The organism is Nonomuraea endophytica (genome assembly GCF_014203235.1).
In the GTDB taxonomy this organism is placed as follows: domain Bacteria; phylum Actinomycetota; class Actinomycetes; order Streptosporangiales; family Streptosporangiaceae; genus Nonomuraea; species Nonomuraea endophytica.
In genome coordinates this window covers 14,126-37,073 of sequence record NZ_JACHIN010000019.1, presented here as the reverse complement: position 1 = coordinate 37,073, position 22,948 = coordinate 14,126, and the positions used below count along the sequence as shown (strand labels likewise).

The following is a 22,948-nucleotide window of genomic DNA, read 5'->3' as shown; positions in this document are numbered from 1 at the left end:
AGAAATTCTGCGGTTTGGGTCCCTGAACCCGTTGACACAACGTACTACGTTAGCCGTACAGTTGTAAACGTTCAACGTACTACGTTGGCCTAATCGGGTCGGCGCTCCGCTCGCGAAGGGAGCTGATCCCCATGAACGACACTCAGAACACGGCACACCGCGCTCAGCTCATCGCGGATCTGCGCCAGTTCGCCAGGTATCTGGAAGAGCACCCCGCGTTGCCCGTCTCGCAGCACGGCGTCGTGAGCCTCAGCTTCAACCCGATCTTCGACACAAACGCCGAGGCAATCGCCGAGGTCGAGCGGGTCGCGGCGCTGCACGGCCTGCCGGTGCGCAGGCGCTCCGGCCAGCACTTCGCCACCCTCGTGCTCGGCAGCGTCGAGTACACGATCGTGGCCATCGAGCAGGAGGCCGAGGACGCCTACGACGCCCACCAGTCCTACCGCTCCAACTTCCGCCTCCACTACGGCTCGGGGGCGTGAGCCGTACATGGACATCCCTCTCTTAATCATCCTCGCTGCCCTGGTCCTGGCCGTCGCCACGTTCGTGCTGTTCCTGATCGTGGTGATCGCCATCCGCGCCGAGGACGGCCGTCGCCGCCTCGACAGCGAACAGGCGAGTCACGCCGAGCGGATCACACGACGTCTGGTCGGCGCCTACACGTCCGTACCGTCCGCCCGGAGAGGAGGTGACTGCCCTTGAAACCCCTTCCCCGATCGCTCGTTGGCGAATGTCCGTGCGGCGCTGCCGTACTCCCCGGAAACCGCTCGTGCGTGAAGTGCCGCGCCCGCTACCGCTGGCGTCGGCGTAGGGCCCATCACGACAGCATCTGAGCCCGTCCAGACCAAGAAGGGAGGTGATGTGCCGTGTCGGTATCCGTTCCGCTGGTCCTGCTCATGGGCGTAGCCGTGTTCATTGCCCTGCGGCATCTCGGGCTACGCCTGTGGCAGGCCATCGTCTGCACGCTGTTCGGGTTCCTGCTGGCCGCAACCGCGCTGGCTCCCGACATCCGCCACGTACTCAATGGCCTGCTGGACCTGGCCACCAACCGATGACCCAAGGAGGCGATCGCCTATGACCCACCGACACCCCTATCCGCACGCTGATCTTCAGGAGGTTCTCTCCCGCAACCACACCGCCGTCCACCTCGTGAGCACGCTCGCGCGAGCCAACCCCGCCAACGCATCCATCTGGGAGCACCTGACCACCGCCCTCAGCGACGCCCGCACACTGGCCGACGACCTCGGCCGACTTCGCACCGAACTGGACGGCGTCCGCTACGAGCGCGCCAACCTAATCGCCGCAGCAGAGGCAACACTCGCCGCTCATCGTGAGGGCGAACACGACCCGCTGTGGTACCTCCGAGACGAACTCGCCCACCAGTCCCTTCTGCGCGGGGCGGGTGAGGCCAAATGAGCCACCGCCGCTATCAGCTACGCAGAAACGCTCGCCGTATGCGGCGATACGGCATCCAACCTGTCGCCTCCATCACCGATGACCTCGACATCGCTCCCCTGCTCATCACCAGCGTGGGCCGGTTGCTGTGGCGCTACCGTTCCGAACTGGCTCCGGTGACGATGCTCGCGCTGCTCATCGGGACAGGGACGATCCTGCACAGCTCTTATCGGCTTTGGTGGCCTACCGTCGCGGGGATCACGGCTCTCGTAGCGGGCGTGCTGCTCTACGCGGGCCGATGGGTCAACCTCACTCGCCCGATCGAACGGGCCTACGCCGCCACCGCCACGGCGTTCGCCGGCGGATGGCTCACCACCTCCACCGCTCACGGGCCGTTCACCAAGCCGTTGCCACTCGTGCTGGCGATCGGATGCGTGGTGCTGGCCGCGCCCTGGTGGGCACATCGCCGGCGCCGTGCCCGCGTACGCGTCGAACGCACCTTGGCCGCATGGCCCGACATCGCCCAAGCCGCAGGTCTGGCAGGCTCCCGCGTGCAGTCCGCGATCGTGGACCTGTGGGGCTACCGCTTCCGTCTCGGGCTCGGACTGGGGCAAACCGTGGAAGACGCCGTCGCCGCCGTACCCCGCCTCGAATCCGCGCTCGGCTCCACCCGCGGCGGGGTCCGCGTGCAGCCCGTGGCCAGCAAGAAGGCCAACCGCGCCGACGTACGCGTGATCGAAACCGACCCACACGCCAACGCCATCACCTGGCCAGGCCCATCGATCACCTTCATCACCCAACCCGCCAAGCTGGGACTCTTCGAAGACGGCGCACCCGTCCGAGTCCCCCTGCTACGGCGACACGGCCTGTTCGGCGGAGTGTCGGGAGCCGGCAAGTCCGGAGGCGTGAACGTCCTGCTCGGAGAGCTGACGGCCTGCCCTGACGTGATTCTGTGGGGCATCGACCTCAAGCGCGGCATGGAACTCCAACCGTGGGCCTCATGCATCGATCGGTTGGCGACGACCCCGCAGGAGGCAGAAGCGCTCCTGCGAGATGCGGTGATCGTTCTGGACGGACGCGCCGACGATCTCGCCCAACGGGGCAAACGCGTCTGGGACCCCTCCCCCGCCCGTCCGGCACTCGTGATCATCATCGACGAGTACGCCGAGCTGGCCAGCGAGGCGCCTCAAGCGATTGACCATGCCGATTCGATCGCACGCCGGGGACGCGCCGTCGCCGTGCAACTCGTGGCCGCCACGCAACGCCCGTCCAAGGACGCCATGGGCAAGAGCGCGGTCCGCTCACAGATGGACATCCGGGTGTGCTTCCGAGTTCGCGAAGCCCGAGACGCGGACCTGATCCTCGGACAGGGCATGGTCAAGACCGGATGGCACGCCCACAAGCTCGACGCTCCCGGCAAGTTCCTGATCTCCTCACCCGACCACGACATCCCCCGCCGAGCCCGCACCTACCTCCTCGACGACCACGGGGTGCACACCACCACAGAACGCCACTCCACCCACCGCCCCTCCCTCGATGCCGTCTCTGTTCAAGCCCTCGAACGCGCGGCTGAAATGCCCATCACAGAAGACGCACCGCCCCCTTCTCGGGAAGCCGAGAAGGTTCTCATGGCCGCCCTCCGGCAAGCTCCCGCAGAAGGCGTCCGGATCAACGATCTGATGCGCGCGACACGGATGCGCCGTACCTGGGTCTATCAGCGACTCCAGGACCTGGCCCGAACGCAGCAAGCCGAACAGGTCAGCCGGGGGTTCTGGCGAGCCACTCCCGAGAAGCACGCTCAGTAATCATCCACGTCCGCCGTCCACGTCCGTCCGCGCGTCTGCGCGTAGATATGCGCGACAGACGCGCGGACGGACGAACGGCGGACAATCACAATCCGTAGTTTCGACCACAGATCACAACAACGACGAAAGGACCGCCCTTGGCCCGAACCTGAGGAGGTGGTGAGCCCTGGCACGCATCCGCGTTCACGGCCGGCAACGCCGGAACATCGACATCGATCTCCTGACGCAAGCACTCGCCGCGATCATCGAGGACCTCGAAACCAAGCCACACAGAGCCGCTCCAAAATCGGATCAGAAGGCGTATGGTGGAGATCCACCCATGCCACGGAGCACCGCATGACCGAGAGCTTGGGCCGCTACCTCGAAGCCGCCCGCGTTCAAGCCGGACACAGCCTGCGCCACCTGGCCCGTGTCACCGGCCTGTCGTTCTCCTCTCTCTACCGCATCCTGAATGACGAAGTAGAGCGCCCTTCAGCCGCCAACCTCGCGGCTCTCGCTCGTGCCCTCGACCTTCCGGTCTCTGAGGTCTTCACCCGTGCGGGCATCACCGGACTTGCCGATCTCGACACCCTCCTGCGTGCCGAGTACGGCCTGTCCGACCAGGCCATCGCCGAGATACACGCGATCATCGACGCCGACCGACAGAAGGGAGAGCAGCCATGACCCCGAAACCAGCCCCTCCCAAGCGCGGCCTTCTCTACCTGCGCGTTTCCTCGCGCGGCCAAATGGACACCGACTACGACCCCGAGGGGAACTCCGTCCCCGCGCAACGCACCGCAGGCCACCGCAAGGCCGCGGAACTCGGCATCGAGATCGTCGACGAGTACGTCGAGGAACCCCGCACCGCCACCACCACCGACAACCGCCCCGCGTTCCGAACGATGATGGCGCGGATCAAGGCCCGCAAGGACGTGGACTGCATCATTGTCTACGCCCGCTCCCGCATGCACCGCAACACCATCGACTCGGCGATCACCAAGCGCGACCTACGCGCCGCGGGCGTGCACCTCATCTCCGTCATGGACTACACCGAAGACAATGCGGTCGGTGACCTGGTCGGCAACGTGATCGACGCCGTGAACGAGTACCAGTCCAAAGCCCAGGGCGCGGACATCGCCTACAAGATGGGCCAGAAGGTCATCAACGGCGGCAGCATCGGACGCGCCCCCATCGGATACCTCAACGTGCGCGAACGCCATGAAGGCCGCGAGATCCGCACGATCGCCCTCGACCCCAACCGCGCCCCCTTGGTCCAAATGGCGTTCGAGCTGTACGCCACCGGCCGACACGGCTTCGAGGACATCGCCGACGCCCTCACCGACGCAGGCTTCCGCATGAAGCCCACCAAGAGACACCCCACAGGCGCCCTGATCTCCATCCACAAGATCGGAGACATGCTCCGAGACCGCTACTACCTGGGCTTCGTCACTCACCAGGGCATCGAGTACCGAGGCAGACACGAACCCTTGATCAGCGAGGAACTCTTCCACCGCGTACAAGAGGTCCTGTTCGTCCAACGCGGCGCCGGCACCCGAGCCCGCAAGCACCACCACTACCTCAAGGGCTCCCTTTGGTGCCATCGCTGCAAGGCCAGGCTCATCCTCTCGCCGGGTAGGAGCAAGACGGGGACGGTCTATTTCTACTTCATGTGCCGCGGCCGTCAGCAACGCGCCTGCGACCTGCCGTACCTCCCCGTCCTCGACGTCGAGAAGGCCATCGAAGCCCACTACGCCACGATCACGCTGCCCGCGAGCCTGCGCGAACGCATCACCGCCGGCCTCGACGCAACCATGGCCGGCAACGCCGTAACCAGCAAAGCGCTTGCCCGCGAGATCAAGAAACACCTGGCCGACCTCGACCGTCAGGAAGACACCTACCTCGACCTTGTCAGCGACCCCGACTGGCCGAAAGAGAAGATCGCCAAGCGCCTACGCGGCATCCGTGACGAACGATCCCGATTGGAAGCACAACTCAGCCGCGCCCAACAGCCCGATCTCGACATGGGCCGCACCGCCCTGGAGACCGTTCTCGACCTCCTCACACGCCCACACGACCTCTACACGCTCGCAGACGAAGCCAACCGCCGTCTCCTGAACCAGGCATTCTTCCAACGCCTCTACCTCGACACCGAGGGCGTAGCAAGCGACGACCCAACGGCACCCTTCGCGCCCTTGCTCCACGTCCAACGCAAAAACGGCGGTGTCCCGAAGGACACCGCCGTCGATCAAACCTCCGCGCTACTCGCCACCGCCCTCGAAGGTGGGTGTTCGAGTAACACATCTTGGGTGGAGCTATGGGGATTCGAACCCCAGACCTCTTCCATGCCATGGAAGCGCGCTACCAACTGCGCCATAGCCCCTGGTCACCGCTTCGAGTCTGCTCGTTGCGGCGCTCGGAGAGCATATCGGGATCCTGTCGTTTCGCCTAATCGGCCTTTGCCAGTGCCTCCAGGGCGTCCAACTGGCGTCTCAGGCCGAACTCGAACAGGGTGTCCAGGTCCAGGTTCAGCTGCTGGTCGCGGAGGACTGCGGCCAGGGTCGGGTGGGTTGGCAGCAGCTTTCTCAGGGCCGCTTCTCTGGTGGTCATCCACTCGTCGTCGCTCATTCCGGTGTCCTGTACGGCCTGCGCCTCCGGCTCAAGGTTGGCCGCCAAGCCTCTGATGAACGCCGCCAGGGACACCGTCACGTGCAGCATGGTGTTCGGGTCCAGCCCCAGTCCCGACACCGCGCGCATGATCCACTCGGTGTGGGCCAGTCCGGCGGCCCCCACGTGCGGCCTGGTCAGCGGGTAGGCGTAGGCCAGCCATGGATGTCTCCGGTGTACGCCCCACTGCAGCCTGAGCGACAGTTCGATCTGCTTCTGCCAGCCATCCGGCACACGGGCGGGAAGCCGGGCCTCGCCGTACACCTGATCGACCATCTCGTGCACGAGCTCGCCCCTGCCCCGCACGTGCCGGTACAGGGCCACCGTGGACATCCCGAGCACCGTCGCCACCCGGCGCATCGACACGGCCGCCAGCCCCTCGTCGTCGGCGAGGTCTATGGCGGCGCGCAGGACCTGCGCCATGGTCAGCTCCCGGGCCGCAGCACGATCCCCCCGCTCACGGGCCGTATGGCGATCCGCCCGCTCACCGGCCGTATGGCGATCCGCCCGCTCACGGGCCGTATCGCGATCCGCCCGCTCACCGGCCGTAGCACGATCTGCCCGCCCCACCGACGCCCCACCCCCACCCGCCCCGTCCCCAGCCGAGCCAGCGCGCGTACCGGGCAGACCATCCCGCCGAGCCGACCAAGCCACCACAGTCCCCACCCCGGGAACCACCCGCACCAACCCCTCCTCCCGCAGAGCGGCCAGCACCTTGGAAGCGGTGGCCATGGCCACGCCCCACTCGCGGGTGATCTGCCGCGTGGACGGGACGAGCTCCCCTTCCCCCAACTCCCCCGAAACAATCCGAACCCGCAGCTGCTCCACAATGTCCTGAAAAATCACTGCACTAGTGCACCCTTCGCGCATCTCCCAGGTCAACCGGAGACTACGGCGTACACCCGAAGCGAAGGAATCCCATGGACGTGCTCATCTCAGGGGCGGGAATAGCCGGCCCCGCCCTCGCCTACTGGCTCACCGGAGACGGCCACCAGGTCACCATGGTGGAACGAGCCCCGGCCCCACGCACAGGCGGGCAGGCAGTGGACTTCCGCGGCCGCCCCCAACTGAAGGTCCTGGAAGAAATGGGCCTCATGCAACCCATCAAGGCAGCTCTGGGGCAAGGTCCCCACCAGGCACCTGGGCATGTACGGCGCGATCTTCGAGACAGAGCGAACCCACCCAGCCCCAGTCATGTACACAGTCCCAGGCCGCTGCATCACCCTCAACGGCACCAGAGCAGCCCTCGACTTCGCCTCCCCCGAGATCGACATCATCGACGAACGCGCCGCGGTCGAGTCGGCCTTCCAAGGAATCGGCTGGAAAGTCCCGGACCTCCTGAAGCAGATGCGCCAGGCAAAGGACTTCTACTTCAGCCAGGCCATCCAGATCCAGTCCCCCACCTACAGCCAGGGCCGCACAGTCCTGCTGGGCGACGCGGCCCACGCCCCCGGCCCAGGCGGCATGGGCACCGGCCTGGCGGTGGTGGGCGCGTACATCCTGGCGAACGAACTGAGGAAGAACCCACCAGAAACAGCACTGACCACGTACGAAACCAGAATGCGCCCCTACGTGGAGATCTGCCAGAAGCAGGCAAGAGGCGCCGACAAGTTCCTGGTCCCCTCGAAACGTTCCCACATCTGGATGCGCAACCAGATCTTCCGCCTCGTGCCGCCCAGACTCCTGAACACGAGCAAGGCGGCCGAGGCGATCAGTCTCTAGGTTTCGATGTCGTCACTGTTCACGGGCTCCGGCAGCGTTCCGGCGTTGTGCTCCAGCAGGCGCCAGCCCTTGCGCCCCTCTTCCAGCACCGACCAGCTGCAGTTGCCGAGGCCGCCGAGCGTGTGCCAGAGCTCCTCCGGCAGGCCCAGCAGCTCGCAGATGCCGAGCCGCAGCGCCGCGCCGTGGGAGGCGATGACGAGCAGGCCGTCGTCGTCGAGCTGGGCCGCCCACCGGCGCATCGCGGCGACCACCCGGGCCGCGACCTCGGTGACCGGCTCGCCGTCCGGTGCCTCCCAGGCGATGTATTCCTCGGGCCAGCGGGCCCGGATCTCTTCCCTGGTCAGCCCTTCCCAGGCGCCGCCGCCGCGTTCGCGCAGATCTTTGTCGACGGCGACGTCGAGCTTGACGATCCGCGCGAGCGCCAACGCGGTGTCGTGGGCCCGGCTCAGGTCGGAGGAGACGATGAGGGTGGGCTTCAGCGAGGCCAGCAGCGACGCCGCCCTCACGGCCTGGGCCTGCCCGGTCTCGTCGAGTGCGATGTCGGTGTGGCCCTGGAAGCGGTGCTCAACGTTCCAGAGGGTCTGGCCGTGCCTCAGGCAGACGATGCGTCTACTCAAGAGCGGGCCCGCTGGATGTTGGCGTGCGTCACGCTCTCCGGCAGGCCGATCGCCGGGCAGTCCTTCCACAGGCGCTCCAGCGCGTAGAAGGTGCGGTCCTCCTCGTGCTGGACGTGCACGACGAGGTCGATGTAGTCGAGGAGCACCCAGCGCCCCTCGCGCTCACCTTCGCGGCGTACCGGCTTGATGTCGGCCTCGATGCGCAGCCTGTCTTCGATCTCGTCGACGATGGCGCGGACCTGACGGTCGTTGGTGGCGGAGCAGAGCAGGAAGGCGTCGGTGATGACGAGCTGCTCGCTCACGTCGTAGGCGAGGATGTCATCGGCCAGCTTGTCCGCCGCGGCCTCCGCGGCGATCTTGACGAGCTGGACGGCTCTGTCGGATGCGGTCACGATGCGGGTCAGTCCTCCTCTATCGGCTACCTATGAGATTACCCTTCCTCGGTGTAGGCCCTCGACTGCAGAGTGAACATCTCGGCGTAGATGCCAGAACGTTCCATGAGCGAGACGTGGGTCCCCTCCTCCACTACTTTCCCGTGTTCCAGCACGTAAATGCGGTCGGCCCAGCGCACGCTGGCCAGCCGGTGGGTGATCATCAGCACGGTCCGCTGCACGGCGTGGCGCCGGATGCTCTCGAAGATGGCGTGTTCCGACCGCGCGTCGAGGGAGGCGGTGGGCTCGTCGCAGATGAGCAGCGGCGCGTCGCGGTACAGGCCGCGTGCGACCGCGATGCGCTGCCACTGCCCGCCCGACAGCTCCGTCCCGCCCTTGTAGCTGGGGTCGAGCATGGTCTCCAGCCCGTACGGCAGGCGTTCCACGACCGCGTCGGCCCCCGAGGCGGTCAGCGCGGCGTCCAGCGACTCGCCCGAGTCGTGCCGCCCGATCGCGATGTTCTGCCCGGCGGTCAGCGGCCAGTGGGTGAAGTCCTGGGCGATGACCGCGATCCGTTCGCGCAGGGCTGACCGGTCGATCCGGCGCTCGTCGACGCCGCCCCAGGTGACGGTCCCCGCGTCGGGCAGGTAGAGCCCGCCGATGACCTTGGCCAGCGTGGTCTTGCCCGAGCCGTTCTCCCCGACCAGCGCGACGATCTCACCGGGCTCGATCCTGATGGAGACCCCGGTCAGCGCGGGCGTGTCGGCGGCCGGGTAGGTGAAGTCGATGCCCTCGACGCGGACGCGGTCGGGCTCGGCGGGCGGGGCGGTGTTGCCGGAGACTTCGGCGCGGGCCTCGGCGTCGGCGCAGAAGTGGACGTAGTCCTCGTAGAACAGGCCCGCCTCGTAGGCCCGGTTGACGCCGTGGAGCGCCTGCGAGGTGGCGCTTCCGGCCCGCTGGATGGCCAGTACGGCGGTCGCCGCCACGGCCAGGTGCACCTGCCCGGTCCACAACAGCAGGCCGAGCGCCCCGTAGACGAGGCCGGTGGCCAGGCCGCCGAACAGGCTGCCCCAGATCCCGGCGACCTGCTGGCGGCGTACGGCGCGCAGCTCGTAGCGGGTGACCCAGCGGTAGATGCGGGCGAACTCGGCCAGCAGGTACGAACGCATCGTGTAGGAGCGGATCTCGGCGGCGGCGGGCCGTTCGGTCATGAGGTCCTGCAGCGTGCCCTGCCTGCGCCTGGCGGCGGCGATCCCGGCGGTGACCTGGTAGTTGACCCGGGCGACGCGGACCGACGCCCACGTGCTGGGCACCGCCGAGAGCAGGATGAGCGGCAGCAGTACCGGATGGAGGACCCCCAGAGCGCCCGAGATCGCCCCGAGGCCGATGAAGCCCGAAAGGGTGGACATCACCGCCCACAACAACATCGACGGCCCGCGCACCGCCGTCATCGAGGTCCGCTGCATCTGGTCGTGGAAGACCGGGTCGTCGAAGGCGACGAGTTCCACTCCGGTGGTCAGCCGGACCATCCGGTTGTGGACGGTCTGCATGAGCAGCGGATCGAGCCGGTCCCGCGCCCACTGGCCGGCCTCGCGGAAGGCGGAGCGCAGCACGGCCGCGCCGACCACCGCCGCGATGCCGGGTACCGCGGCGGCCAGCCGCTCCGGCGTCGGCACGGCGGAGAACAGCTGCGTGAGCACGTCGGTCGTGGCCAGCAGGCCGATCGCGGTGAAGATCTCCGACACCAGCGTGGAGCCCATCATGACGACGGTGTCCACCCGGCTGGTACGCCAGCTGAGCACCAGCACGTCGCGGATCAGCGCGGGCAGCCGCCGCAGCATGGTGAACAGCCCGGACGCGGTGACCTCCGCGTCGTGCGCCCACCAGGCTTCCTCTTTGAGCTCCAGTCCGTCGAGGGAATCGTCTGCCATATCCCCATGATCGCTTTAAATCCGCTTATCCCGCCCCATAGAGATTGCGCTTGCCGATGTACTGCACGATCCCGTCCGGCACCAGGTACCAGATCGGCTCGCCCTTCTCCACGCGCTGCCTGCACTCCGAGGAGGAGATCGCCAGCGCCGGGATCTCCAGCAACGTCACCTTGCCCGCGGGCAGCCCCGGGTCGTGCAGCGTGTGCCCCGGCCGCGTACAGCCGACGAAGTGCGCGAGATCGAACAACTCGTCGGCGTCCTGCCAGCCGAGGATCGCCTCCAGCGCGTCGGCGCCGGTGATGAAGAACAAATCGGAGTCCGGCCCGTAGATCTCCGAGATGTCACGCAGGGTGTCGATGGTGTAGGTCGGCCCGGGCCGATCCACGTCCACCCGCGAGACCGAAAAACGCGGGTTCGACGCCGTCGCGATGACCGTCATGAGATAGCGGTCCTCGGGCGCGCTGACCTCACGCGTGGACTTCTGGTACGGCCGGCCCGTAGGCACGAACACCACCTCGTCGAGGTCGAAATGGTGGGCCACTTCGCTCGCGGCGACCAGGTGGCCGTGATGGATGGGATCGAACGTCCCGCCCATCACCCCCACACGGCGCTTCCCCTGCACCATGGGCGCATTCATCATGATTGGGACCTTACGCGCCAGCCGTACACCGCCTCATAGCCACCCCCTTACCAAGGAACCGCGCATCACTCCCGCAGCCGACGTAGCATGCCGGGCATGACGACCACCCCGGATCGCAACCGCATCCAACTACCCGGCATCTCGTCTCGTGCCTACGAACACCCCGCAGACCGGTCCGCTCTGGTCGCTCTGCGTAAGCTGAGTGGGTTCGACACCGTTCTCAAGCAGATGTCCGGCCTCGTAAGCGAGCGGCGGCTCCGCCTCATGTATCTCGCCTCGGCCGTACGGGTGAGCGAGACCCAGTTCCGCTCCCTGCACGACATGGGGCGCGACGCCGCGTACATCCTGGATCTGCACCGGATCCCCGAGATCTACGTGCAACAGGACCCCGCCGTCAACGCCAAGGCCATCGGCTTCGACGACCCGTTCATCGTCGTGACGACCGGTCTGCTCAACCTCATGAACGAGGAGGAGCAGCGCTTCGTCATCGGCCACGAGACCTCGCACATCCTGTCGGGCCACGCGGTCTACCGCACCATGCTCGACATCCTCACCACGCTCGCCACGCGCGTGGCCTGGATCCCGCTCGGCTACATCGGCCTGCGCGCGATCGTCGCGGGGCTCGAGGAGTGGTACCGCAAGTCGGAGCTGTCCTCCGACCGCGGCGGCCTGCTCACCGGCCAGGACCCGGACGCGGCCAAGCGCGCGCTGATGAAGCTCGCCGGCGGCGACTACACCCACGAGATGAACATCGAGGCCTTCCTCGCCCAGTACCAGGAGTACGACACCGCGGGCGACCTGCGCGACGGCTTCCTGAAGGTGCTCAACCTGCTCGGCACCACCCACCCGTTCGCCGTGGTGCGCGTGGCCGAACTGGACAAGTGGCAGCGCACCGGCGAGTACGACCGCATCATCGGCGGCGACTACCCGCGCCGCGAGGACGACGCCGACGCCCGCGTCACCGACGAGATCAAGGCCGCCGCGGAGTCCTACCGCCGGTCCTGGTCGGAGTCCCAGGACCCGTTCATCGGCGTCCTGCGCGACGTCGCCGAGGGCGCCGTCAACGCCGGAGAGCGCATCTTCAACCGCTTCTCCCGCAGGGACAACTGAATCAAAGGGCTTTTCCTCCCTTACGGCGCAGCCACCCTCACGCCACCCGCCGCCGCCGGCGGGCGCCGATCGTGGGGGTCGCTTCTCACGTCGGACGGGGTACCCGCCGTCACGGCCATCCGTGCACCGTGACAGAGGTACCCCTCCGCATCTCAGAGCAGCAGCTCGATCGCCTTGACCGCGGCAGCGCACAACGCCACGAACCCGCCCAGCACCGCCAGGGCGCGTAGGCCTTCCCGGCGCAGATTCGGCAGCCGGGCGCCGATCCGCTCGATCTCGCGCCCGGTGATTCCCCCGCACAACACCCCGAACACCACGGCCGCGACCGTCACCGGCGCCGCCTGCTGCCACCAGTCGGAGGCGATCTCGCCGCCACCGGTCACCCAGAGCGCGCCACCGGCGACGAGGGCGACCGGGGCGCCCGGCCACACCACCGCGGTGACGGCCGCCCCGATCAGCGCGAACGGGAACAACACGGCTCGCAGCAGCACCCGGACCCGCTTGCCGGCCCGGTTCCGCACCATCCAGTGGCTCATCCACAACGTCCTGGTCAGCACCACGAGCGCGGTCGTGATCCCGATCGAGGCGATCGGATAGACCACCGACACCACCACACACGGCACCGCCAGCACCGCGAGCAGCAGCAACGCGGTGTTGCCCGCAGGCAACGTGGTCGCCTCCCGGCCGCGCACGCGCCGCTCGCCCGTCTTGGCCCGGACCCTCGGCACCGGCGTCTTGGGGTTGTCACCGGTCTTGGTCCGGGTACGAGGCGGCGCCTCCTCCTTGGACCGCGCCCGCACCAGTTCCTCTTTGGCCCGCCCGCGCGCGAGATCCTCCTTGGAGGTGCGTCCCCGGCCCGGATCCTCCTTCGCCGCACGGCTCCGCACCGCGGCGTCGTCCTTGACGGCCCGGCTCCGCGCCGGCTCGTCCTTGGCGGCGCGGCCGCGCGGCACCGGTGTGCCCGGATCGTCCTTGCCGCGTCCTCTGGGCACCGGCGTGTTCGGCTCGTCCTTGCCCCTGCCCCGCGGCTGCCGTGCCCGAGGTGGCGGGGTCGCGACGTCCTCGCCCACCCGCCCGCGCCCGGACTCCTCCTTGGCCTTCGCCCGCACCCGTCCCCTGGGCGGCGGCACCTCCGGCGTGATCTTGCGCCCGTCCTCCCGCTCGACCGCCGGCACGTCGGCGGCGGTCGCCCGCGCCAGCCGGGAGAGCCGGTCGGTCAGCAGCGCCGCGGTCGGCCGCTTGGCGGGCTCACGGTGCAACGCCGCCCGCACCAGCGGCAGCAACTCCACCGGCACACCCTTGAGGTCGGCCTGCCCGTTCAGCACCGCGTACATCTGCGCCTCGGCCGTCCCCCGCCCGAACGTCGGCCGCCCGGTCGCCGCGAACGCCACCGTCGCCGCCCACGCGTGCACGTCGGCGGGCGACTCGACCTGCTCGTCGGCGAAGATCTCCGGCGCGGTGTAGCCGGGGGTGCCGAGGAAGGTGCCGGTCATGGTCAGCCGGGTCGCGTCGAGCACCTGCGCGATGCCGAAGTCGATGAGCACCGGCCCGCGCTCGCTCATCAGGATGTTGGCCGGCTTGAGATCGCGGTGGATCACCCCGGCCGCGTGCGTGATCGCCAGCGCGGTGGCGATGCCGTGCGCCAGTTCGACCAGGCCGCCGACGTCGAGGGGGCCGCTCCGCCGTACCAGCTCAAGGAGGGTAGCGCCCTCGATGTGCTCCATCACGAGGTACGGCCGCGCGCAGTCGAGATCGGCGTCGAACACCTTGGCCACATAGGGGCTCTCGACCCGGCGCAGCGCACGCACCTCACGTTCCAGGCGAATGCGGGCGGACTCATCCTCGACCAGATCCCGGAGAACCTTGATCGCGACCCGTTCGCCACGACGCGTGCCGGCGAGGTAGACCTCGCCCATGCCGCCCCTGCCGAGCCGTTCGAGAAGGGTGTACGGCCCGACCTTGCCGAGCTTGCTCACCGTCCCTCCCCGCTCGGCGCACCCATAAGGGGCACAACCCTAGCGGGGTGTGCCCCGATAGCGCCCGAGGCGCGCCGAGTGTTTATCGCTTGGTCTTGTCGCGGAAGCTCTTGTCGCCAAAGCTCTTGTCGCGGAAGCTCTTGTCACCCAAGCCCGTGTCGCCAAAGCCCGTGTCGCCAAAAATGTCGTCGAGCTCCGTCCGGGGTTCCTTCGACAGGTCCCTGCGCCCCTTGCGGCGCCAGTTGACGTGCCCGCGGCTCTCCAGCCACAGCAGCAGGCGGTCGGCCCCGAACAGCACGGCGCCGGCGAAGACCAGGGCGATCACAATCTCCATGCGCCCCAGTCAAGTCAACGTCACTCTCAGTTGCCACCTTGACACGCTGAGATAACCGTGCCTTCCGACGTGCGGAGATGTCCCTCGCCCGTGTAAATCCACTTAGTTGACGTCAATTCCGGCAGCCCCATCGGGCCGCGCGCGTGCAGCTTCTGGGTGGAGATCCCGATCTCCGCGCCGAACCCGAACTCGCCCCCGTCGGTGAACCTGGTCGAGGCGTTGACCGCCACGGCCGCCGAGTCGACGAGCGCCACGAACCGGCGGGCGGCCCGCTGCGACCGGGTGACGATCGCGTCGGTGTGGCCGGAGCCGTACTTCCTGATGTGCGCCACCGCGTCCTCCAGCGAGTCGACGACGGCGGCGGCGATGTCCAGCGAGAGGTACTCGGCGTAGAAGTCGTCCTCGGTCGCGGCCACCACACCGGGATGGGCGGCCACCCGCTCGTCTCCGTGGACGGTCACGCCCTCCTCCGCCAGCCGCGCCAGCGCCTTGGGCAGGAACTCCGCCGCCACGCCGGCGTGCACGAGGAACGTCTCGGCCGCGTTGCAGACCGACGGCCGCTGCGCCTTGGAGTTGACCAGGATGTCGAGCGCCAGATCCAGATCGGCCTCGGCGTCGACATAGACATGGCAGTTGCCGACCCCGGTCTCGATCACCGGCACCGTCGACTCCTCGACCACCGAATTGATCAGGGACGCGCCGCCCCGCGGGATCAGCACGTCGACCAGCCCGCGCGCCCGCATGAGCTCCTTGACCGACTCACGCGTCTGCCCCGGCACCAACTGCACCGCGCCCGACGGCACCTCGGTGCCCTCCAGCGCCTCCTGCATGATCCGCACCAGCTCGGTGTTGGAGTCATAAGCGCTCGACGATCCACGCAGCAGTACGGCGTTGCCGCTCTTGAGGCAGAGCGCCGCGGCGTCCACGGTCACGTTGGGACGGCCCTCGTAGATGATGCCGATCACGCCCAGCGGCACCCGGAGCTGGCGTAGTTCGAGGCCGTTGGGCAGCGTGCTGCCGCGCAGCACCTCGCCGACCGGATCGGGCAGGTCGGCCACCTGCCGGACGGCCTCGGCGATGGCCTCCACCCGCTTCACGTCCAGCCGCAGCCGGTCGATCATCGCCTCGGAGGTGCCCTGCTCGCGGGCGCGCTCCACGTCCTTGGCATTGGCCTCGACGATCTGCGCGGCCTGCGCGGCCAGCGCGTCGGCGATCGCGCGCAACGCCCGGTCCTTCGGCGCCCGCGGCAGCGGGGCCAGCTCGGCGGCGGCCTCTCGTGCCGCATGGGCCACCTTCAGGAACTCTTCGGACATCGCACGCTCCATTCGCTTACTGGTGAGCCTCCAGTATGACGATGTCGTCGCGATGAATCAGCTCGCGTTCATATTCCGGACCGAGCTCGCTGCCCAGATCCCGCGTCGAACGCCCCAGCAGTCCCGGGATCTCCACGGCGTCGAAGTTCACCAGCCCCCGGGCCACCACCCGCCCGAGCGGCCCGCACAGATCAACCGGATCACCGGCGGAGAAATCACCCTCGACGGAGGTCACCCCTGCGGGAAGCAGCGACTTGCGCCGCGTGACGACCGCCTCCACGGCGCCGTCGTCCAGGTGCAGCCGCCCGCGACCGGTCGTGGCGTGGGCCAGCCACAGCAGCCGGGTGCCGGGATGCCGTCCGCCCGGGTGAAAGTACGTGCCCACGTCGGCCCCGGCCAGCGCCTGCGCGGCATGGGCAGCGGCGGTCAGCACCACCGGGATGCCCGCACCGGTCGCGATCTTGGCAGCCTGAACCTTGGTGATCATCCCGCCGGTCCCGACGGCCGCGCCGTTCCTGCCCAGCTCGACGCCCACCAGATCCTCCGGCCCGCGAATCTCCGCCAGCCGCCGCGAACCCGCCCGGCTCGGCGGCCCGTCATAGAGCGCGTCCACATCGGACAGCAGGACAAGCGCATCCGCCCTGGTCAGATGGGCCACAAGGGCAGCCAGCCGATCGTTGTCGCCGAACCGGATCTCGTCGGTGGCCACGGTGTCGTTCTCGTTGACCACCGGCATGATACCCAGCTCAAGCAGCCGGTTCAGGGTGCGCTGGGCGTTGACGTGGTGCGAGCGCCGCATCATGTCATCGGCCGTCAGCAACACCTGCCCCACCCGCAGCCCGTAACGCGCGAAAGACGAGGTATACCGGGCGACCAGCACCCCCTGCCCGACAGACGCGGCGGCCTGCTGAGTGGCGAGATCCCGCGGTCGCACGGCCAGCCCCAGCGGCCCGAGCCCGGCGGCGATGGCCCCCGACGACACGAGCACGATCTGCGCCCCCACCCCCCGCCGCGCCGCCAGCACGTCGACGAGCGCGTCGACCCGGTCGACGTCGATGGTGCCCTGCGGGGTGGTCAGCGACGAAGAACCGACCTTGACGACAACTTTGGAAGCGGAACTGATCCGATCTCGCACGCCACGACCCTATCCGAGCCACCAACCGACCGCCCGCGAGTATCAAAGCCCCCACCCAGCCGTGACAACCACCGCTCGCCTAGCGGAACGACAGCATCCTCCCGGGTTGGAGGGCTGGTCCGGGTGATTGCCGGACCACCGGGCTTGTTGCGCGCGCGACAAGCCCTCTGCGGGCCCGGGCAACCCGGCTTTGGCACGGGCGACAGCCCTACTGCCAACCAGGCAACCGGGGTCTTGCGCGGGCGACAGCCCTACCGCCAACCAGGCAACCGGGGTCTTGCGCGGGCGACAGCCCTACCGCCAACCAGGCAGCCCGGCTCTGCGCGGGCGGCAGCCCCCGTCGGCCGGGTAACCGGGGCTTGTAGCGGTGAGTGCCCTGTCCGACTGCCGGCCGCCGCCCCGACACCCGGCCCGCGTCGGCGGGCGGGGGTGGGGGCGGCTTGCCGTAACGAATAGAAGGCTTGTAACAGACAGAAGAACTCAGACGAGACGAGAGTCGGAGCCACGAGGCCCCTGGCGTGCGGATTCGGCGGACAGAGTCGGCTGCCAGTCGAAGACGTAGCCGCCCTCCATGGGGCCGATGATGACCTCGGCGCCCATGACCGCCCCCGCCTTGGCCAGGGCTTCTTCGACGCCGAGCCGCTCCAGCCGGTCGGCGAGGTAGCCGACGGCCTCGTCGTTGGTGAAGTCGGTCTGGCGGATCCAGCGCTCCGGCTTCTCGCCGGTGACCTGGAACTGGTTCTCGCTGACCTTACGCACGCTGAACCCGGTCTCGCCGAGTTGCTTGGGCCGGATGACCAGCCGGGTGGGCTCCTCGATCGGCTTCTGGGCGCGGGCCGCGGCGACCCACTCGCCCATCGCGAACGTCAGCTCGCGCAGGCCGTCGTGCGTGGCCGCCGAGATGACGAAGACGCGCAGGCCCTTGGCTTCGAACTCGGCGCGTACCATCTCGGCCAGTTCGCGCGCGTCCGGCACGTCGGCCTTGTTGAGCACGACCAGGCGGGGCCGGTCCTCCAGCTTGCCGTAGGCGGCCAGTTCGGCCTCGATGACCTCGTAGTCGGTGATCGGGTCGCGTCCCGGCTCCAGGGTGGCGCAGTCGATGACGTGGACGAGCATGTCGCACCGCTCCACGTGCCGCAAAAACTCGTGCCCGAGCCCCTTGCCCTGCGAGGCCCCGGGAATGAGCCCGGGTACGTCGGCGACGGTGAAGATGGTCTCCCCCGCCGTGACCACGCCGAGGTTGGGGATCAGCGTCGTGAACGGATAGTCCGCGATCTTGGGCCGGGCGGCGGACAAGGCCGCGATCAGCGACGACTTCCCCGCGCTGGGGAACCCGACAAGCGCGACGTCCGCGACGCTCTTGAGCTCCAGCATCACGTCCAGCCCGTCACCGGGCTCCCCGAGCAGCGCGAACCCGGGCGCCTTCCGCTTGGTGCTGGCCAGCGCCGCGTTCCCAAGCCCGCCGTGCCCGCCCTCGGCGATCACATACCGGGTTCCGGCCCCCACCAGGTCAACCAGCACCTCACCGGTGTCGGCATCCTTGACGACAGTCCCGTTGGGCACGGTGAGCACGACGTCGCCGCCGTTGGCCCCGTCCCGGTTGGACCCCTGCCCCTGCTTGCCGTTGTCCGCCTTACGATGCGGCCGCCGATGGTACTCAAGCAGCGTGGCGGTGTTGGGATCGACCTCCAGGATCACATCCCCGCCCCGCCCGCCGTTGCCCCCGTCGGGGCCGCCGAGCGGCTTGAACTTCTCCCGGTGGATGGAGGCGCAGCCGTTCCCTCCGTCACCGGCCCTGACATGCAGAACCACTTGGTCCACGAAGTCCGGCATTACCGCCCCTTACTCCCACGTGCTCCCGAACGGAACACAAACCCATCTTCCCAGCTCAATCCACGCCCCACCCGCCCAGCCACCCCAAGACCACGGCACAGCGGCATCGAGCGCCACGAGGTCCAAGACCCTGCCCCGCCACACGCCGCGAGACTGGCACGAGTCAGGTTGTCCGGCGCCGCGCGGCGAGAAGCCGTGCGGCGGAACCCGGCGCCGCAGGTACGGCGTCAAGCCGAGCCACGGTCCCCGCCCAACACACCGCCGTTACGGCGGGCACCACGTCCGACGTGAGAAGCGATCCCCACGACCGGCGCGAGCCCACGACGGCGGGTGGCGGGAGGCTGGCCTGCCGTAACCCAAAAGCACAAAACTAGCCAAAAGCACAAAAAAGAGGCCGAAAAAGCCCAAAGGGGCGGGTCAAAGTGACCCACCCCTCTAGGAACGTCAGTCGGCGTAGATTTACTCCGCGACCGGAACGATGCTCACCGCACGACGCCCGCGCTTGCGCCCGAACTGCACGTGCCCCGCGGCCAGCGCGAACAGCGTGTCATCGCCGCCACGCCCGACGTTGTCGCCAGGGTGGAAGTGGGTGCCGCGCTGGCGGACGATGATCTCGCCCGCGTTGACCAGCTGGCCGCCGAACCGCTTGACGCCGAGCCGCTGTGCGTTGGAGTCACGGCCGTTCCGGGTGGACGACGCGCCCTTCTTGTGTGCCATCTCGCAAAACTCCCGTGACTCAGGCCTGGTTGATGCCGGTGATCTTCACCTGGGTGTACCGCTGACGGTGACCCTGGCGCTTCTTGTAACCGGTCTTGTTCTTGTACTTGAGGATGCGGATCTTGGGGCCCTTGGTCTCGCCGAGAATCTCGGCGCTGACCGTGAACTTGCCCGCCTCCGTGGTCACATCGCCGTCGTTGACGACGAGCACCGTCGGCAGCGAAACCGAAGAGCCGACCTCGCCGGCGACCTTGTCCACCTCGAGGACGTCACCGACGGAGACCTTCTGCTGCCTGCCGCCGCAACGAACGATCGCGTACACCGCGGAACCCTTCTACTGTCTGCTTGTGGTCACCGATCACATCGGTTACCACCGAATGCTGCGCCCAGCACTCGGAACCTGTCGGGAAAACCGACGATCCGAGAGGCGCGCGAACAGGGCGCGCCGCTGGACGCACCGATTGACTAGGGTACCGGATGAGCGGTGCCCTGGTCGAACCGGACGGATCGACGGACTGTCAACCGAGGAGCGCTCCCTGGCGGGAGCGCCTGGCTACTCGGCCGACTTGGCTCGGCGGGAGCGTCGCCGCCCCCTGCCAGAAGTCTGGTTCGCCTGGTCATCCTCGGATGGGACGTCGTCAAGCGCACCGGTCACAGTATCACGGTTCCCGGCCCCGGAAGCCGCGGAGACCTTGTCGGCGACGGCCTTCTCGACCGCCATCTTGCCCTGCGTGCCCCGCGGCTCCGGCTTGGCCTCGACCGGCTCCGTGGAGACGATCAGGCCGCGGCCGTTGCAGCAGTCGCACGGCGTCGAGAACGCCTCCAGCAGCCCCTGGCCGACCCGCTTACGCGTCATCTGCACCAGGCCCAGCGAGGTGACCTCGGCCACCTGGTGCTTGGTGCGGTCGCGGGCCAGGCACTCCAGCAGCCGGCGCAGCACCAGGTCGCGGTTGGACTCCAGGACCATGTCGATGAAGTCGATCACGATGATGCCGCCGATGTCGCGCAGCCGCAGCTGGCGCACGATCTCCTCGGCCGCCTCCAGGTTGTTCCTGGTGACCGTCTCCTCCAGGTTGCCGCCCTGGCCGGTGAACTTGCCGGTGTTGACGTCGACGACGGTCATCGCCTCGGTGCGGTCGATGACCAGCGAGCCGCCGCTGGGCAGCCACACCTTGCGCTCCAGCGCCTTGCCCAGCTGCTCGTCGATCCGGTAGGACTCGAAGACGTCCGTCTCCTCCTCCCACCGGTTCAGGCGGTCGGCCAGGTGCGGGGCGACGTACTTGACGTACTCGTCGACCGTCTCCCACGCCTCCTCGCCCTGGACCACGAGCGAGGTGAAGTCCTCGTTGAAGACGTCGCGCACGACGCGGATCGTCAGGTCGGGCTCGGCCGACAGCAGCTCCGGCGGGCTCGCGGACTTGGCCTTCTTCTGGATGGCCTCCCACTGCGCCGACAGCCGGGACACGTCGCGGGCGAGCTCGTCCTCGGAGGCGCCCTCGGCGGCCGTGCGCACGATGACGCCGGCGTTCTCCGGCATGACCTTCTTGAGGATGCTCTTGAGCCGCGTGCGCTCCTTGTCGGGCAGCTTGCGGCTGATGCCGGTCATCGAACCGTCCGGGACGTACACGAGGTAACGACCGGGAAGGCTGATCTGCGACGTCAGCCGGGCGCCCTTGTGGCCGATCGGGTCCTTGGTGACCTGCACCAGCACCGACTGGCCGGACTTCAGCGCCGCCTCGATGCGCTTGGGCTGGCCCTCCAGCCCGGCGGTGTCGAAGTTGACCTCGCCGGCGTAGAGGACGGCGTTGCGGCCCTTGCCGATGTCGACGAAGGCGGCCTCCATCGACGGCAGCACGTTCTGGACCTTGCCCAGGTAGACGTTGCCGACGTAGGACTGGCTGGCCTCGCGGTTGACGTAGTGCTCGACCAGGATGCCGTCCTCGAGCACGGCGATCTGGGTGCGGTCGCCCTGGCGGCGCACCACCATCATCCGGTCGACGGACTCGCGCCTGGCGAGGAACTCGGACTCGGTGATGATCGGCGGACGCCGGCGGCCGAGCTCGCGGCCCTCGCGGCGGCGCTGCTTCTTGGCCTCAAGGCGGGTGGAGCCGCGCACGCTCTGCACGCCGTCGCTGGAGGTGTCGAGCGCGGCGGCCCGGCCGGAGCGCGGCGCGCGGATGCGCACCACAGTGTTCGGCGGGTCGTCGCTGGCCGGCTCGGGCGTCTCGTCGGAGCCGCGGCGACGGCGCCTGCGGCGGCGGCGCGAGCTGGAGGTCTCCTCGTCCTGGGAGTCGTCCTCGCCCTGCTCCTCGTCGTCGTCCTGCTCGTCGTCGGAGTCGTCGGAGTCGTCGCGCTCACGGGACTTGCCCCGTCCGCGGCCGCCACGGCGGCGGCGACGGCGACGGCCGCCGCTCTCGTCCTCGTTGTCGGCATCGCCGTCGGTGTCGAGCTCCGCGTCGGTGTCGGCGTCGGTGAGCTCCTCGACCACCTCGGCCACGACGGGCTCAGGCTCGGGACGGCGGGGCGCCACCGGCTGCGCCTGTGTCGGGTCGGGCGCCTGGAACAGCGGGGCGAAGATCGCCGCCGGCCGCTCGAAGGACGCGCCGCCCTGCTCCATGCGCCGCGCGGTCAGCCCGAACGGGTCGGCCAGCAGGTTGGGCTGGTCCTCGTCGAGATCCTCGCCCGCGGGCTCGTCGTCGAGCGGCTCGACCTCGGGCAGCTCGTCCAGCACCTCGGCCGCGACCTCGGCGACGGGCGCGACCTCGGCCACGACCGTCTCGACCGCGGTCTCGACCGGGCTCTCCGGCTCCTCCTCGGCCTTCTTGCGTGTACGCCGCGTCCGCTTGACCGGTGCGGCGGCCTCCTCCTCGACCGGCTCGGCCTTGGCCTTGGCGGTGCGCCGCGTCCGCTTGACCGGCGCCTCTTCCGCGGGAGCGCTCCCGAGGGCGGCAGCCGTAGCGGCCGGAAGCTCCTCGACCTCGGGCGGCGGCCCGGCGGCCCGGCGCGAAACCCGCTTGGGCTTCTCGTCGGCGGCCGGCTCCTCGCCTTCTTCCTCGGCCTTCTTGGTACGGCGGCGCGTCGTCGTCGCCGTGGACCGGCTCCTGGCAGCCCTCTTGGGCTGCTCGACGGCCTCGGCCACGGCCTCCTCGGCCGGGCTGGTCACCTGGCCGGCGGGCACCGTCAGCACGGATGGCGCGGCCTCCTCCGGCAGCTCCGGAGGCGGCCCGGCCGGCCGGGCTGCCCGGCGCGGCTTGGTTGTGGGCTGATCTTCAGTTGTCTCCCCGTCGGGGCCGTTGGCCCCGCCGTTGGGCTCGTTCTCGAGCATGCGGGCGCTCTCCCGTCAGCTCCCGGGCGCGTCGCCGCGCCGCGCAGGAGCCCTCGTGTCTCGTTGTCCGCCCCCGCCCCG

At 68.9% G+C, this 22,948-nt stretch carries 22 protein-coding genes, 1 tRNA gene and 1 pseudogene; 9 read left to right on the top strand and 15 right to left on the bottom strand.

The window, feature by feature from the left end:
• Positions 1 to 131: 131 nt before the first annotated feature.
• From HNR40_RS45750 to HNR40_RS58035, 7 genes and pseudogenes are all read left to right on the top strand, one after another.
• Positions 132 to 482 carry a hypothetical protein gene (locus HNR40_RS45750; protein ID WP_184973178.1) on the top strand — a complete coding sequence of 117 codons (351 nt, stop codon included), beginning with the start codon at positions 132 to 134 and terminating at the stop codon, positions 480 to 482.
• A 7-nt stretch (positions 483 to 489) separates the two neighbouring features.
• Positions 490 to 702 carry a hypothetical protein gene (locus HNR40_RS45745; RefSeq protein ID WP_184973177.1) on the top strand — a complete coding sequence of 71 codons (213 nt, stop codon included), beginning with the start codon at positions 490 to 492 and terminating at the stop codon, positions 700 to 702.
• 164 nt (positions 703 to 866) lie between these two features.
• The gene (locus HNR40_RS45740; protein WP_184973175.1) at positions 867 to 1,055 is read left to right on the top strand and encodes a hypothetical protein; all 189 of its coding nucleotides are present in this window, start codon (positions 867 to 869) and stop codon (positions 1,053 to 1,055) included.
• A 19-nt stretch (positions 1,056 to 1,074) separates the two neighbouring features.
• Complete coding sequence (locus HNR40_RS45735; RefSeq protein WP_184973173.1) at positions 1,075 to 1,416, top strand: hypothetical protein; 342 nt, start codon at positions 1,075 to 1,077, stop codon at positions 1,414 to 1,416.
• Positions 1,417 to 1,454: 38 nt separating this feature from the next.
• Complete coding sequence (locus HNR40_RS45730) at positions 1,455 to 3,200, top strand: cell division protein FtsK (protein ID WP_246510570.1); 1,746 nt, start codon at positions 1,455 to 1,457, stop codon at positions 3,198 to 3,200.
• Between the two features lie 336 nt (positions 3,201 to 3,536).
• On the top strand, positions 3,537 to 3,863 hold the full coding sequence (locus HNR40_RS45725; RefSeq protein ID WP_184973169.1) for a helix-turn-helix domain-containing protein: 327 nt from the start codon (positions 3,537 to 3,539) through the stop codon (positions 3,861 to 3,863).
• Positions 3,860 to 4,870, top strand: a pseudogene (locus HNR40_RS58035) (recombinase family protein); the annotation flags it as partial. The gene HNR40_RS45725 and the pseudogene HNR40_RS58035, both read left to right, overlap by 4 nt.
• Before the next feature lie 258 nt (positions 4,871 to 5,128).
• On the opposite strand, the gene HNR40_RS45710 reads toward HNR40_RS58035, so the two are convergent.
• The 3 genes from HNR40_RS45710 to HNR40_RS58200 all read right to left on the bottom strand — a co-directional run bounded on the left by HNR40_RS45710 (position 5,129) and on the right by HNR40_RS58200 (position 6,713).
• Entirely contained in the window at positions 5,129 to 5,428 is a 300-nt protein-coding gene (locus HNR40_RS45710; protein ID WP_184973167.1) for a hypothetical protein, read from the bottom strand.
• 58 nt (positions 5,429 to 5,486) lie between these two features.
• Positions 5,487 to 5,559, bottom strand: a tRNA-Ala gene (locus HNR40_RS45705).
• A gap of 65 nt (positions 5,560 to 5,624) precedes the next feature.
• Entirely contained in the window at positions 5,625 to 6,713 is a 1,089-nt protein-coding gene (locus HNR40_RS58200; RefSeq protein ID WP_512699321.1) for a GntR family transcriptional regulator, read from the bottom strand.
• A 324-nt stretch (positions 6,714 to 7,037) separates the two neighbouring features.
• Between HNR40_RS58200 and HNR40_RS45695 the strand changes: the two genes are divergently transcribed.
• Entirely contained in the window at positions 7,038 to 7,565 is a 528-nt protein-coding gene (locus HNR40_RS45695; RefSeq protein WP_184973163.1) for an FAD-dependent monooxygenase, read from the top strand.
• On the opposite strand, the gene HNR40_RS45690 is transcribed toward HNR40_RS45695, so the two are convergent.
• From HNR40_RS45690 to nadD, 4 genes are read right to left on the bottom strand one after another with little or no spacing between them, the layout of a single operon-like run.
• Entirely contained in the window at positions 7,562 to 8,182 is a 621-nt protein-coding gene (locus HNR40_RS45690) for a histidine phosphatase family protein (protein ID WP_184973161.1), read from the bottom strand. The genes HNR40_RS45695 and HNR40_RS45690 overlap by 4 nt on opposite strands.
• The gene (gene rsfS / locus HNR40_RS45685; protein WP_184973159.1) at positions 8,179 to 8,574 is read right to left on the bottom strand and encodes a ribosome silencing factor; all 396 of its coding nucleotides are present in this window, start codon (positions 8,572 to 8,574) and stop codon (positions 8,179 to 8,181) included. The genes HNR40_RS45690 and rsfS overlap by 4 nt, the downstream gene beginning before the upstream one ends.
• Positions 8,575 to 8,612: 38 nt before the next feature.
• Positions 8,613 to 10,484, bottom strand: coding sequence for an ABC transporter ATP-binding protein (locus HNR40_RS45680; RefSeq protein WP_184973157.1), 1,872 nt, complete (start codon positions 10,482 to 10,484; stop codon positions 8,613 to 8,615).
• Positions 10,485 to 10,509: 25 nt separating this feature from the next.
• Positions 10,510 to 11,124, bottom strand: a complete 615-nt coding sequence (gene nadD / locus HNR40_RS45675; RefSeq protein WP_184973155.1) for a nicotinate-nucleotide adenylyltransferase — start codon at positions 11,122 to 11,124, stop codon at positions 10,510 to 10,512.
• Positions 11,125 to 11,211: 87 nt separating this feature from the next.
• On the opposite strand from nadD, the gene HNR40_RS45670 reads away from it, so the two are divergent.
• Complete coding sequence (locus tag HNR40_RS45670) at positions 11,212 to 12,234, top strand: M48 family metallopeptidase (protein WP_184973153.1); 1,023 nt, start codon at positions 11,212 to 11,214, stop codon at positions 12,232 to 12,234.
• A 152-nt stretch (positions 12,235 to 12,386) separates the two neighbouring features.
• Here the strand turns inward: HNR40_RS45670 and HNR40_RS45665 are convergent, their stop codons facing one another.
• The 8 genes from HNR40_RS45665 to HNR40_RS45630 all read right to left on the bottom strand — a co-directional run bounded on the left by HNR40_RS45665 (position 12,387) and on the right by HNR40_RS45630 (position 22,867).
• Positions 12,387 to 14,210, bottom strand: coding sequence for a serine/threonine-protein kinase (locus tag HNR40_RS45665; RefSeq protein WP_184973151.1), 1,824 nt, complete (start codon positions 14,208 to 14,210; stop codon positions 12,387 to 12,389).
• A gap of 82 nt (positions 14,211 to 14,292) precedes the next feature.
• Positions 14,293 to 14,544: a hypothetical protein gene (locus tag HNR40_RS45660; protein ID WP_184973150.1), complete on the bottom strand. Its 252-nt coding sequence runs from the start codon at positions 14,542 to 14,544 to the stop codon at positions 14,293 to 14,295.
• Positions 14,545 to 14,570: 26 nt separating this feature from the next.
• Positions 14,571 to 15,869, bottom strand: a complete 1,299-nt coding sequence (locus HNR40_RS45655; RefSeq protein WP_281395835.1) for a glutamate-5-semialdehyde dehydrogenase — start codon at positions 15,867 to 15,869, stop codon at positions 14,571 to 14,573.
• Positions 15,870 to 15,873: 4 nt separating this feature from the next.
• Positions 15,874 to 16,992, bottom strand: coding sequence for a glutamate 5-kinase (proB, locus tag HNR40_RS45650; protein ID WP_184973146.1), 1,119 nt, complete (start codon positions 16,990 to 16,992; stop codon positions 15,874 to 15,876).
• Between the two features lie 480 nt (positions 16,993 to 17,472).
• On the bottom strand, positions 17,473 to 18,825 hold the full coding sequence (obgE, locus tag HNR40_RS45645; RefSeq protein ID WP_184973144.1) for a GTPase ObgE: 1,353 nt from the start codon (positions 18,823 to 18,825) through the stop codon (positions 17,473 to 17,475).
• 459 nt (positions 18,826 to 19,284) lie between these two features.
• A complete protein-coding gene (gene rpmA / locus HNR40_RS45640; RefSeq protein WP_184973142.1) occupies positions 19,285 to 19,542 on the bottom strand; it encodes a 50S ribosomal protein L27 in 258 nt (85 codons plus the stop codon).
• A gap of 19 nt (positions 19,543 to 19,561) precedes the next feature.
• Positions 19,562 to 19,864, bottom strand: a complete 303-nt coding sequence (rplU, locus tag HNR40_RS45635; RefSeq protein WP_184973140.1) for a 50S ribosomal protein L21 — start codon at positions 19,862 to 19,864, stop codon at positions 19,562 to 19,564.
• A gap of 231 nt (positions 19,865 to 20,095) precedes the next feature.
• Complete coding sequence (locus HNR40_RS45630) at positions 20,096 to 22,867, bottom strand: Rne/Rng family ribonuclease (RefSeq protein WP_184973138.1); 2,772 nt, start codon at positions 22,865 to 22,867, stop codon at positions 20,096 to 20,098.
• Positions 22,868 to 22,948: the final 81 nt, after the last annotated feature.

Coding starts and splice junctions, on each gene's coding strand:
- HNR40_RS45750 (WP_184973178.1), top strand. CDS start 132: ATGAACGACACTCAGAACACGGCACACCGCGCTCAGCTCATCGCGGAT.
- HNR40_RS45745 (WP_184973177.1), top strand. CDS start 490: ATGGACATCCCTCTCTTAATCATCCTCGCTGCCCTGGTCCTGGCCGTC.
- HNR40_RS45735 (WP_184973173.1), top strand. CDS start 1,075: ATGACCCACCGACACCCCTATCCGCACGCTGATCTTCAGGAGGTTCTC.
- HNR40_RS45730 (WP_246510570.1), top strand. CDS start 1,455: ATGCGGCGATACGGCATCCAACCTGTCGCCTCCATCACCGATGACCTC.
- HNR40_RS45725 (WP_184973169.1), top strand. CDS start 3,537: ATGACCGAGAGCTTGGGCCGCTACCTCGAAGCCGCCCGCGTTCAAGCC.
- HNR40_RS58200 (WP_512699321.1), bottom strand. CDS start 6,713: ATGCGCGAAGGGTGCACTAGTGCAGTGATTTTTCAGGACATTGTGGAG.
- HNR40_RS45695 (WP_184973163.1), top strand. CDS start 7,038: ATGTACACAGTCCCAGGCCGCTGCATCACCCTCAACGGCACCAGAGCA.
- HNR40_RS45680 (WP_184973157.1), bottom strand. CDS start 10,484: ATGGCAGACGATTCCCTCGACGGACTGGAGCTCAAAGAGGAAGCCTGG.
- nadD (WP_184973155.1), bottom strand. CDS start 11,124: ATGATGAATGCGCCCATGGTGCAGGGGAAGCGCCGTGTGGGGGTGATG.
- HNR40_RS45670 (WP_184973153.1), top strand. CDS start 11,212: ATGCCGGGCATGACGACCACCCCGGATCGCAACCGCATCCAACTACCC.
- HNR40_RS45660 (WP_184973150.1), bottom strand. CDS start 14,544: ATGGAGATTGTGATCGCCCTGGTCTTCGCCGGCGCCGTGCTGTTCGGG.
- HNR40_RS45655 (WP_281395835.1), bottom strand. CDS start 15,869: ATGGAGCGTGCGATGTCCGAAGAGTTCCTGAAGGTGGCCCATGCGGCA.
- obgE (WP_184973144.1), bottom strand. CDS start 18,825: ATGCCGGACTTCGTGGACCAAGTGGTTCTGCATGTCAGGGCCGGTGAC.
- rpmA (WP_184973142.1), bottom strand. CDS start 19,542: ATGGCACACAAGAAGGGCGCGTCGTCCACCCGGAACGGCCGTGACTCC.
- HNR40_RS45630 (WP_184973138.1), bottom strand. CDS start 22,867: ATGCTCGAGAACGAGCCCAACGGCGGGGCCAACGGCCCCGACGGGGAG.